Annotated in this window: 7 protein-coding genes and 1 pseudogene; 4 read left to right on the forward strand and 4 right to left on the reverse strand. The window is 70.6% G+C overall.

Annotation, left to right across the window (positions count from 1 at the left end):
* The coding region (locus G5C51_RS36140) for an ATP-binding protein (RefSeq protein ID WP_420824896.1) at positions 1–1329 on the forward strand (1329 nt) is incomplete at its 5' end.
* Between the two features lie 46 nt (positions 1330–1375).
* Here the strand turns inward: G5C51_RS36140 and G5C51_RS36145 are convergent.
* Both G5C51_RS36145 and G5C51_RS36150 read right to left on the reverse strand, forming a co-directional pair.
* Positions 1376–1810, reverse strand: a complete 435-nt coding sequence (locus tag G5C51_RS36145) for a PIN domain-containing protein (protein WP_165244122.1) — start codon at positions 1808–1810, stop codon at positions 1376–1378.
* On the reverse strand, positions 1807–2070 hold the full coding sequence (locus G5C51_RS36150) for a type II toxin-antitoxin system Phd/YefM family antitoxin (protein WP_165244124.1): 264 nt from the start codon (positions 2068–2070) through the stop codon (positions 1807–1809). Before G5C51_RS36150 ends, G5C51_RS36145 begins: the two co-directional genes overlap by 4 nt.
* 283 nt (positions 2071–2353) lie before the next feature.
* On the opposite strand from G5C51_RS36150, the gene G5C51_RS36155 reads away from it, so the two are divergent.
* From G5C51_RS36155 to G5C51_RS36165, 3 genes are all read left to right on the forward strand, one after another.
* Positions 2354–3283: a 5-dehydro-4-deoxyglucarate dehydratase gene (locus G5C51_RS36155; RefSeq protein ID WP_240930163.1), complete on the forward strand. Its 930-nt coding sequence runs from the start codon at positions 2354–2356 to the stop codon at positions 3281–3283.
* Between the two features lie 74 nt (positions 3284–3357).
* Entirely contained in the window at positions 3358–4695 is a 1338-nt protein-coding gene (locus G5C51_RS36160; RefSeq protein ID WP_165244126.1) for a gluconate:H+ symporter, read from the forward strand.
* Between the two features lie 10 nt (positions 4696–4705).
* On the forward strand, positions 4706–6037 hold the full coding sequence (locus G5C51_RS36165) for an enolase C-terminal domain-like protein (RefSeq protein WP_165244128.1): 1332 nt from the start codon (positions 4706–4708) through the stop codon (positions 6035–6037).
* Positions 6038–6059: 22 nt separating this feature from the next.
* Here the strand turns inward: G5C51_RS36165 and G5C51_RS36170 are convergent, their stop codons facing one another.
* Both G5C51_RS36170 and G5C51_RS36175 read right to left on the reverse strand, forming a co-directional pair.
* Complete coding sequence (locus G5C51_RS36170) at positions 6060–8030, reverse strand: MFS transporter (RefSeq protein ID WP_338118428.1); 1971 nt, start codon at positions 8028–8030, stop codon at positions 6060–6062.
* A gap of 138 nt (positions 8031–8168) precedes the next feature.
* Positions 8169–9611: pseudogene (locus tag G5C51_RS36175) on the reverse strand (D-alanyl-D-alanine carboxypeptidase); the annotation flags it as partial.

Consider the following 9611-nt stretch of genomic DNA (forward strand, 5'->3'; position numbering starts at 1 on the left):
GCCCTGCCCCGGCACCAGACCATGCGCACCACGATCGGCTGGAGCCACGAGCTCTGCACCCCGCTCGAACGGCTGCTGTGGGCCCGGCTCTCGGTCTTCTCCGGCGGCTTCGACGAGGAGGCGGCCCGGCTGATCTGCGTCGGCGGGCCGCTGGCGGCCGAGGAGATCCCGCAGGTGCTGCGCGCCCTGGTCGACAAGTCGGTGGTGCAGCCGGACCAGCAGGGGCCGCGCGGCCCGCGCTACCGGCTCCTCGACACGATCTCCGAGTTCGGCGCCCGCTGGCTGCGCGAGCTCGATGAGTACTACGCGCTGCAGCGCCGCCACCGCGACCACTTCCTCCGCGCCACCGTCACCGCCGGCGACGAGTGGACGTCCCCCGCCCAGATCGCGTGGTACGGGCGCATGACCACCGATCACGCCAACCTCCGCGCCGCCCTCGACTTCTGCCTCACCGAGCCCGACCACAGCGCCCTCGAACTGGCCGGCGGGCTGTGGTTCTTCTGGTTCGCCTGCGGCTATCTCAGCGAGGGCCGCAGCTATCTGGAACGCGCCCTCGACCGCGACCCCGACCCCACCCCGGAGCGCGCCCAGGCGCTGTGGGCCTGCACCCTCGTCACCTTCGGCCAGGGCGACGGCCCGGCCGCCGAGTCGTACGCCGACGAGGGCCTCGCCCTCTCCCGCCTCCTCGGCGCCCCGGCGGCGATCGCCCGCGCCGGGCACGGCCTCGCCGCCAGCCGCACGGTGCAGGGCAAGCAGGAGGCGGCGGCGCGGGCCCTGGACGAGATCCCGTACGTCCCCGGGCTGACCGGCAGCGCCGAGGCGTCCCGGCTGCTGGCGCAGGCGACGCGGGCCTTCGTGCACGCCAACATGGGCGAGTTCGACGAGGCCGCCGACGTCTCCGACATGCTGCGGGCGGAGTGCGTCACGCTGGGCGACCGCTGGTGCCGGGCGTACGCGGACTACGTCCGGGCCCTCGCGGACCTGGCCAGGGGCCGTATCGCATCATCCGTCGAATACGCCCGCGAGTCGCTGCGCTCGCGCCGGCTGCTGCACGACACCTTCGGCATCGCGATGAACCTCGACCTGCTCGCCTCCGCGGCCGCCGCGGCCGGCGACGGCATCCGGGCAGGCCGGCTGCTGGGCGTCGGCCAGCGAGTCTGGCTCACCTTCGGCTCGGCACAACTCGGCATGCCGGAACTGGCCGCCGCCCGCGCGGAGTGCGAACGCCAGGCACGCGCAACCGCGGGTGACCGCCCGTACGAGGCAGCCTTCGCGGCCGGCCTGGTCACGGACATGACCGCCGGGATGGCGTTCGCGCTCGGCGACTGAGCACTGCGCACCGCTCTCTTGGCCCGGCAGGCCCATTCCCGATGGGTCACTTCGGTCGCACCACGCTGAGACCTGCCTCTGCCGCTGCCCGGGCCAGCGCCTTGTCGTACGTGACGAAGTCGGACAGCGCGGGGCCGAGTTGCAGTGCAGCGGCAAGATGGATGCTGTCGAGCGAACCAAGGTGTGGATCGTCTGCCCACTGGCCGGCCCGTACCAGGAGGTCGAGGTCGACGACGAGCATGCCGACGCCGGCCAGGATCTCCTCGCCCGCCGCCAGTTCGTCGTCCAGTAGCTGCTGCTCAACTGACAGGCGACGCTGTGAGTCGTGTGCGAGCTTGCGCACCACCCTGGGCACCTCGGTGTAGGCCAGTTCGCAGGAGACCAGCTCCTCGTCCCGTTCGGCGAGGAAGTCTGCCAGGGCGGCGGTCTCCTTCTCCTCATGGATCAGCTTTACGAGTGCGCCGGAGTCGAGATAGATCACCGGCCCTCGGACTCCCGCATCTCGACCAGGGCCTCACTGAGGGAGGCTCCATCCGGTCGGCTCGGCAGCGGGCGGCGTCTGCGCAGCGCTTCCGGAACGGTTGCCGGCCGCAGCCGTCCGGCCGCGATGAGTTCGGCACGGCGGCGCTCGCCGGCATCCATCGGTACCAGCCATGCCACCGGCCGTCCGTGGTTGGTCACAGGTACGGGGTGCTCAAGCGCTTCCATGTCCTCCGCGGTGAGCTTGCCCAGCTCCCGCATCGTTACTGATTGCAGCTCGGCCCCTCGTCGCGGACCGGCGGGCGGGGTTGCGTCAGGAGCAGCCATAGGGATCGCCATATCACTATCGTGCGACGAATGTCGGACACTACACAGCAAGTGTAGGGCGCTCCCACTCAAACGTGGGACAAGGCGCATGGTGCCACTATCCGCGTTCCCGCCTGACCCGGGACCCACCATTCCAGCGCCCACACCCATTGACCCAGCGCGTTCACAAACCTAGTCTCCATCCACATACATAAACGACGTGGCAATGGAGCGGAGCATGGTCAACACAGCGGAACGCCTGCGCGATGGGATGGCTCGGGGCGTACTGTCCTTCCCCCTGACCAGCTTCCATCAGGATGGCAGCCTCGATCTGCCGAGCTACCGCGACTACCTCGCGCAGCAGCTCGCCGCCGAGCCGGGTGCGGTCTTTCCCGCCTGCGGCACCGGTGAGTTCACATCCCTGGACGAGGATGAGTACCGCCAAGTCATCACCACCGCCGTGGAGTTGGCCGCGGGCCGCGTCCCCGTCGTCGCCGGTATCGGCTACGGATATGCGCAGGCGCTCCGCTTCGCCCGTATCGCCGAGGAGGCCGGCGCCGACGCCGCGCTCGTGCTGCCGCACTACCTCGTCAAGGCCCCCCAGGACGGCCTCGTCGAGCAGCTGCGCCGGATAGCCGGGGGCACCCGCCTGCCCCTCATCGCCTACCAGCGCGACCAGGTCGCCTTCACCGCGGACAGCGTGCGCCGGATCGCCGAAATCCCCACCGTCATCGGCCTCAAGGACGGCCACAGCGACCTGGACCGGCTGCAGCGCCTCACCCTCGCCGCCCCCGCCGGCTTCCTCTTCTTCAACGGCGCCGCCACCGCCGAGATCCAGGCCCGCGCGTACGCCGCCGTCGGCGTCCCCGCCTACTCCTCGGCCGTGCACGCCTTCGCCCCGGAGATCGCCAAAGCCTTCTTCCAAGCCTTTTCAGAAGGCGATACGGAACGCATCGACGAGCTGCTCCGCGACTTCTACGTCCCCCTCGTCGAACTCCGCGACCGCGTCCCCGGCTACGCCGTCTCCCTGGTCAAGGCCGCCGCCCGGCTGCGCGGCCTGCCCGTCGGCCCGGTCCGCGCCCCGCTCACCGACCCGGGCCCGGCCGACCACGCCGAGCTGGAGAAGCTCCTCGACCTCGGCCTCACCCTGGTCGGCGCCGCGCGCTGAGCGCATCCCCGAGGCGTACGACCCGAAGCACAACCCCCCACCCTCACATGCACGGTTCAAAGAGGAACTGAGACATGCCCCTTGTAGTCGTCGGGATCAGCGTCCTGGTCCTGCTCCTCCTTATGACGAAGCTGCGGATGAACGGCTTCGCCGCCCTCCTCCTGGTCGCGGTGGGCGTAGCCCTCGTCCAGGGCATACCCGTAGCCGAGATCTCGGAGGTCCTCGCCACCGGCATCGGCGACCAGATCGGCGACACGATGCTGACCATCGGCCTCGGCGCCATGGTCGGCCGCGTGATGGGCGACTCCGGCGCCGCCCAGCGGATAGCCGGCCGGCTGCTCGACCTCTGCGGCCCGCGCTGGGTGCAGGTCGCGATGGTGCTGACGGCGATGCTGATCGGCGTCACGATGTTCTACGAGGTCGCCTTCATCATCATCGTGCCGATCGCCTTCACCCTGGTCCGCGTCACCCGCGCGAACCTCCTCTGGGTCGGCCTCCCCATGTCCATCGCCCTGTCGACGATGCACAGCTTCCTGCCGCCGCACCCGGGCCCGACCGCCGTCGCCTCCACCTTCGAGGCCTCGGCCGGACTGACCCTCTTCTACGGCCTGTTCATCGCCGTCCCGGCGGGCGCGTTCATCGCGCTCCTCTGGCCGCGACTGCCGTTCATCAAGGCCATGAACCCCTCCATCCCCAAGGGCCTGGTCAGCGAGAAGGTCTTCGAGGACGACGAGATGCCGGGCATGGGGTGGTCGCTGTCGGTGGCGCTGCTGCCGGTGGTGCTGATCGCGGGCGCCGCGGTGGTCGACATGGCCGCCGCCGAGAACAGCGGGCCGCTGCACTTCGTCGCCTTCATCGGCTCCCCGCCGATCGCGCTGCTGCTCACCCTGGTCGTCTCGGTCTGGGCCTTCGGCCCGCGGATCGGCCGCAGCCTCGACGAGGTCTCGGCCTCCTGCAAGTCCGCGGCCTCCGCGATGGCGATGATCCTGCTGGTCATCGGCGCCGGCGGCGCCTTCAAGCAGGTGCTCGTCGACGGCGGCATCTCCGACTACATCAAGGACGTCACGCACGGCTGGTCGATCTCCCCGATCATCCTGGCCTGGCTGATCGCCGTCATCCTGCGCATCGCGCTGGGAAGCGCCACCGTCGCCGTCGTCACCGCCTCCGGCGTGGTGCTGCCGCTGCTCGCCAACAGCGGCGTGCACCCGGAGATCATGGTGCTCGCGGTCTCCTGCGGTTCCATCGCCTTCAGCCACGTGAACGACCCGGGCTTCTGGATGTTCAAGGAGTACTTCAACCTCTCCGTCATCGACGCGATCAAGGCCCGTACGACCTACACCACCGTGCTCGCGATCCTCGGCCTGGGCGGCGTCCTGGCCCTGGAGTGGGCTCTCGACCTCCTGAAGCTGTAAGGAAGTAGCCATGACCACCCAGCCCACTGTCACCTCCTTCGAGGTCTTTCCGGTTGCCGGACGCGACTGCATGGAGCTCAACCTCTCCGGCGCGCACGGCCCGTACTTCACCCGCAACATCGTCGTGCTCGAGGACTCCGAGGGCCGTACGGGCCTGGGCGAGGTCCCGGGCGGCGAGAAGATCACGCAGACCCTGCGGGACGCCGCCGAGCTGGTCACCGGCCGGCGGATAGGCGACTACAAGAGCGTCCTCCAGGCCGTCGGCGCCCGCTTCGCCGACCGCGACTCCGGCGGCCGCGGCGGCCAGACCTTCGACCTGCGGACGACGGTGCACGCCGTCACCGCCATCGAGTCGGCGCTGCTCGACCTGCTCGGCCAGCACCTGGAGGTCCCGGTCGCGGCGCTGCTCGGCGACGGCAAGCAGCGCGATTCGGTCCGCGTCCTCGGCTATCTCTTCTACGTCGGCGACCCGGACAAGACCGATCTCGATTACGTCCGCGAGCCCGACGCCACCGCGGCCTGGTACCGCATCCGGCACGAGGAGGCGCTCACCCCGGAGGCGATCGTCCGCCAGGCGGAGGCCACGTACGAGCTCTACGGCTTCAAGGACTTCAAGCTCAAGGGCGGCGTCCTGGCGGGGGCCGATGAGGTCAAGGCGGTACGGGCGCTGAAGGACCGCTTCCCCGAGGCCCGTATCACCCTCGACCCGAACGGGGCTTGGTCGCTCGCCGAGGCCGTCGAGCTGTGCGCGCCGCTGGTCGGGACGCTCGCGTACGCCGAGGACCCCTGCGGTGCGGAGGGCGGCTACTCGGGGCGGGAGATCCTCGCGGAATTCCGCCGCGCGACGGGGCTGCCGACGGCGACGAACATGATCGCCACCGACTGGCGCCAGCTCACGCATGCGCTGGCGCTGCAGTCGGTCTCGATCCCGCTGGCCGACCCGCACTTCTGGACGATGCAGGGCTCGGTCCGGGTCGCCCAGCTCTGCCATGAGATGGGCCTGACGTGGGGCTGCCACTCCAACAACCACTTCGACATCTCGCTGGCGATGATGGCCCATTGCGGGGCGGCTGCGCCGGGGGCGTACAACGCGCTGGACACGCACTGGATCTGGCAGGAGGGGCTGGAGCGGCTGACGGTGGCGCCGCCGGTGATCTCTGGTGGGGAGGTAGCGGTGACGGATGCGCCGGGGCTGGGCGTCACCCTGGACCGCGACCGCCTGGAGGCAGCCCACGCGCTGTACGTGGAGAAGAACCTCTCCTCGCGGGACGACGCAACGGCGATGCGCTACCTGGTCAAGGACTGGCAGTTCGACCCGAAGCGCCCTTGCCTGGTCCGCTGAGACCGCCGCAGGGACGGCCTGCTCACTCCGGGCAGGCAGTCCCGCGCGGCAGCTGGTACTTGCCCGCGATGTGATACGTCCCCGCATGCGGCGCATGCAGACGGGTCCAGTCGCCCGCCTCCGTGAGGCAGCCGTTGCGGTTCAGGAAGGGCTTGCCGCTCTCGCTCCATTCGCCGACGGCGCCGTCCTCCTGCGGGAGCCGCGCATCGGGGTCGGCCGGATCGGCGTCTTCGCTGTCGTCCAGTTCCTTCGGCTTTTCGACCGGCTTGCCCTCGGCGTCGACCAAGCCGAGCCACGGTGAGAACGGCACCCGCACCAGCACCGGACCGGCCTTCTTCACCTTGACCACGAGGGTGCCCTCGTCGGCGCGGCTCGCCGTCGCCGGTGGCTCGGCCATCGGGGTCGGGTCCTTGACCCGGTACAGGCGCCAGTTCGCGTCCGCCCACACCTCGCTCAGATACGGCTGGCCGGCCGAGACGATCTCCGCCTCCTCCGCGGCCGACGTGTCCGGGCGGTCCTCGACCGGCAGCACCACATAGCGCACCGCCCACCGCTTCAGCCACGCGTGATAGCTCGCCGGGTCGAGGGTGCCGTCGTAGAAGAGCGCGTGCCGGTCGGTGTCCGCCTGGCGGTTCCAGCCGCGGGCGAGGTTCACGTACGGGGCGAGCGCGGACGCCTCGCGGTGGCTGCGGGCGGGTACCACCTCGACGCGGCCTGCGTCGGTGTCGTGCCGCTCGAGCTGGTTGATCAGCGGGGCGAGCTCGCGGTTCCAGGCGGCGGTCGGCGTGGTCAGGGCGATGTCGACGACCGGCTTGGTGAGCTGCCATATGGCCGTACAGACGAAGGCCACCCACACCGTGACCAGCCCGGCCAGCGTCCGCTTGCCGATGCGCAGCGCCCGGCCGCGGTTGTGTTCGATGGCGGCGAGCAGCACGGTGCCGCCGAAAATCAGCGGGAGCCGCTCGACGTTCGACCCGACCTGCGAGGGGATGATCGTCGTGGCGAGGGTGCCGAGCCCGTAGATGATCGCCCCGAGCCGGATCGTCTTCCACTCCGGCGGCACCAGCACGTACACGACGACGGTGCAGGCGAGCGGGAACAGCCAGGACACCCACGGCATCGGCTGCACCCCCTGGAAGGGGAACAGCCACGCCGACAGCGCCACCATCACCGGCGGGGCGACGGCCAGGCAGTACGCCTGCGAGCGGCGCTTCTGCAGGAACAGCGCGGCCGCGACCACCTCGATGAACAGGCCCGCCACCGGGCTGCCCGCGGTGGCCAGCGCGGCGAACAGGATGACGCCGGTGCCGCGCAGCACGGGGCGGCTCGGCCAGCCGCGGGCGCCGTTCTTGCCGGGCTCGCCCGCGCCGCCGTTCGGCAGGAAGACGATGGCGATGGCGGCGAGCCCGAAGAGGGTGCCGAGCGCGAAGGTGACCCGCCCGGACCCGGCGTTGCAGGCCAGCGCGAAGGCGCCCCACAGCGACGGGAGCAGCGGCTTCTTGACGTAACCGCAGCGGGCGATGATCAGCGCCAGCACCCCGGCGGCGAGCACCCCGGCGAGGATCATCGTCGTACGGACGCCGAGGACGGCCATCAGATACGGCGAGATGACGCTGTACGAGACCGGGTGCATGCCGCCGTACCAGGCGAGGTTGTACGCCGAGTCCGGATGCCGGCCGGCGAACTCCGCCCAGGCGTCCTGCGCCGCGAGGTCGCCGCCGGCGTTGGCGAAGAGCCACAGCCACATCAGGTGCAGCACGGCGGCGGTGATCAGCGAGGCAGGCACCGGCCGGGACAGGCGCTTGCCGTACTTGCGCAGCGCGGCCCGCCACGGCGGCTTCGGTCCTTCGGGGCCGCCGGGCCCGGCGCCGTCCGGGCCGTCCGGCCCTGCTGCCCCGTCCCCGTCCCGCTGCGCGGGCAGGGGGACATAGCCGATCCGTCTCCGTACCCGTTTACGGTCGGCAGCGCGGCGCCCCGGCTGCACGGTGGTCACTGCGGCTCTCCCCGTCTTGGCCTGCGTTTGTTCAACACAGTGGCTGGCTCGTCCCCCAACGCGGCAGAGGCGACGCTAGCACGCACGTCCGACACTCAGGCTGATGGAGCCTCATCGAATACGGCCGCGCCCGGGCGCCTACCCAAGCCGGGTCAGCTTCGCACCCGCCCCCGGCTCCTTCAGGTCTTCCTTCAGCGCGACCGGTACGGAGACCTCGCCCTGGCCGCCGCCCATGGTCAGCTCGCCGACCTTGTCGCCGGCCTCGGCGGCGTTCGGGATGGTCTTCCCGCCGTCGCCGATCTTCAGGCTCACCTTCAGCCCGCTCCAGCCGACGGCGTTCACGTCCTTGGTGGCGACGACCGGCACCTGCGTACCGAGCCCGTCGTCCACGTACCCGACGACGTCGCCCTTCTTCACCACGCGCATGTCGGTGAGGATCCCCTGGGCGGCGGTGATGAGCTCCTGCCCGCGGGCCATGACGGTGTCGATGATCGGCGCCTCGTGCTGCCCGAAGACGGCGCCGACGATGCGCTGCGTCGTCCCGCCGACCTTCTTCTCGGCCGCGAAGACGAAGTTTCCGCCGGCCTTGGTGGTGGTGCCGGTCTTGATGCCGCGGACGCCGTTGACGGGGACCAGCCGGTTGTAGTTCTGGTGCGTGTCGCCGTTGCTGTCCTTGTACTGCGGCTGCAGCACGACCTCGCGGAACAGCGGGTCCTTCATCGCCTCCATGCCGAGCTTCACCTGGTCGGAGGCGGTGGAGACGGTCGTGGCGTTGAGGCCGCTGGGGTCGGTGTACTTGGTGTTGGTCATGCCGAGCTCTTTGGCGGTGTCGTTCATCTTCTTGACGAACGCCTTCTCCGAGCCGGCGTCCCAACGGGCGATCTGCCGCGCGACGTTGTTCGCGGACGCAACCATGATGGCCTGGAGGGCCTCGCGCTGGCTGAGCTTGTCGCCCTTGTTGACGTTGACGACGGACTCGCCCTGGGCGCCCTTGGCGGCGTCATCCTCGGCCTGCTGGTCCATGGGGATATTGACGCCGGGGTCATCGCCCTTGACCGGGTGCTCCTTGAGCATCAGATACGCGGTCATCACCTTCGCAACGCTCGCGATCGGCACCGGCTTCTCCTTGCCGGACTCCCCGATCCGCCCGAGCCCCTCGACCTCGACGACCGCCTGCCCCTCACCGGGCCAGGGCATCTCGGGCGCGCCACCCTCGAACTCGTAGCTCTCCTTCGCGGTGAGCGACAGCGTCGGCTCCGGCAGCGGCCGCACCAACTGGATGACCCCGAGCACGACGACAACCAACGCCACGAGCGGCGTCCAGATCTTGAACCGCCGCACGATGGTCCGCACCGGCGTCTCGGCAGGCGGCGGCGTATTGGTGAGCTGCGCCAGCAGATCGAGCGGCCGCTTCTCCTCGTAGGGCGGCAGCGGCTGCTGCTTGGTCTGCTCGTACGCGGGCAGGCCGGTGTCGCCTGCCGGTGCGGCTTCGCCTGGCGGCGAGGCGGTGCCGCTCGGGGGCGAGGCAGCCTGCGCGGCGGCGGCACCCGCGGTGGGCGCGGCGGTGGGGCGCGGCGGGAG

It is taken from the genome of Streptomyces coryli, from assembly GCF_011044975.1.
GTDB classification, from domain to species: Bacteria; Actinomycetota; Actinomycetes; order Streptomycetales; family Streptomycetaceae; genus Streptomyces; species Streptomyces coryli.

Bases quoted from the DNA above. Each gene is read 5' to 3' on its own strand.
- G5C51_RS36150 (WP_165244124.1), bottom strand. From the start codon at position 2,070: ATGCGGGAGCTGGGCAAGCTCACCGCGGAGGACATGGAAGCGCTTGAG.
- G5C51_RS36155 (WP_240930163.1), top strand. From the start codon at position 2,354: ATGGTCAACACAGCGGAACGCCTGCGCGATGGGATGGCTCGGGGCGTA.
- G5C51_RS36160 (WP_165244126.1), top strand. From the start codon at position 3,358: ATGCCCCTTGTAGTCGTCGGGATCAGCGTCCTGGTCCTGCTCCTCCTT.
- G5C51_RS36165 (WP_165244128.1), top strand. From the start codon at position 4,706: ATGACCACCCAGCCCACTGTCACCTCCTTCGAGGTCTTTCCGGTTGCC.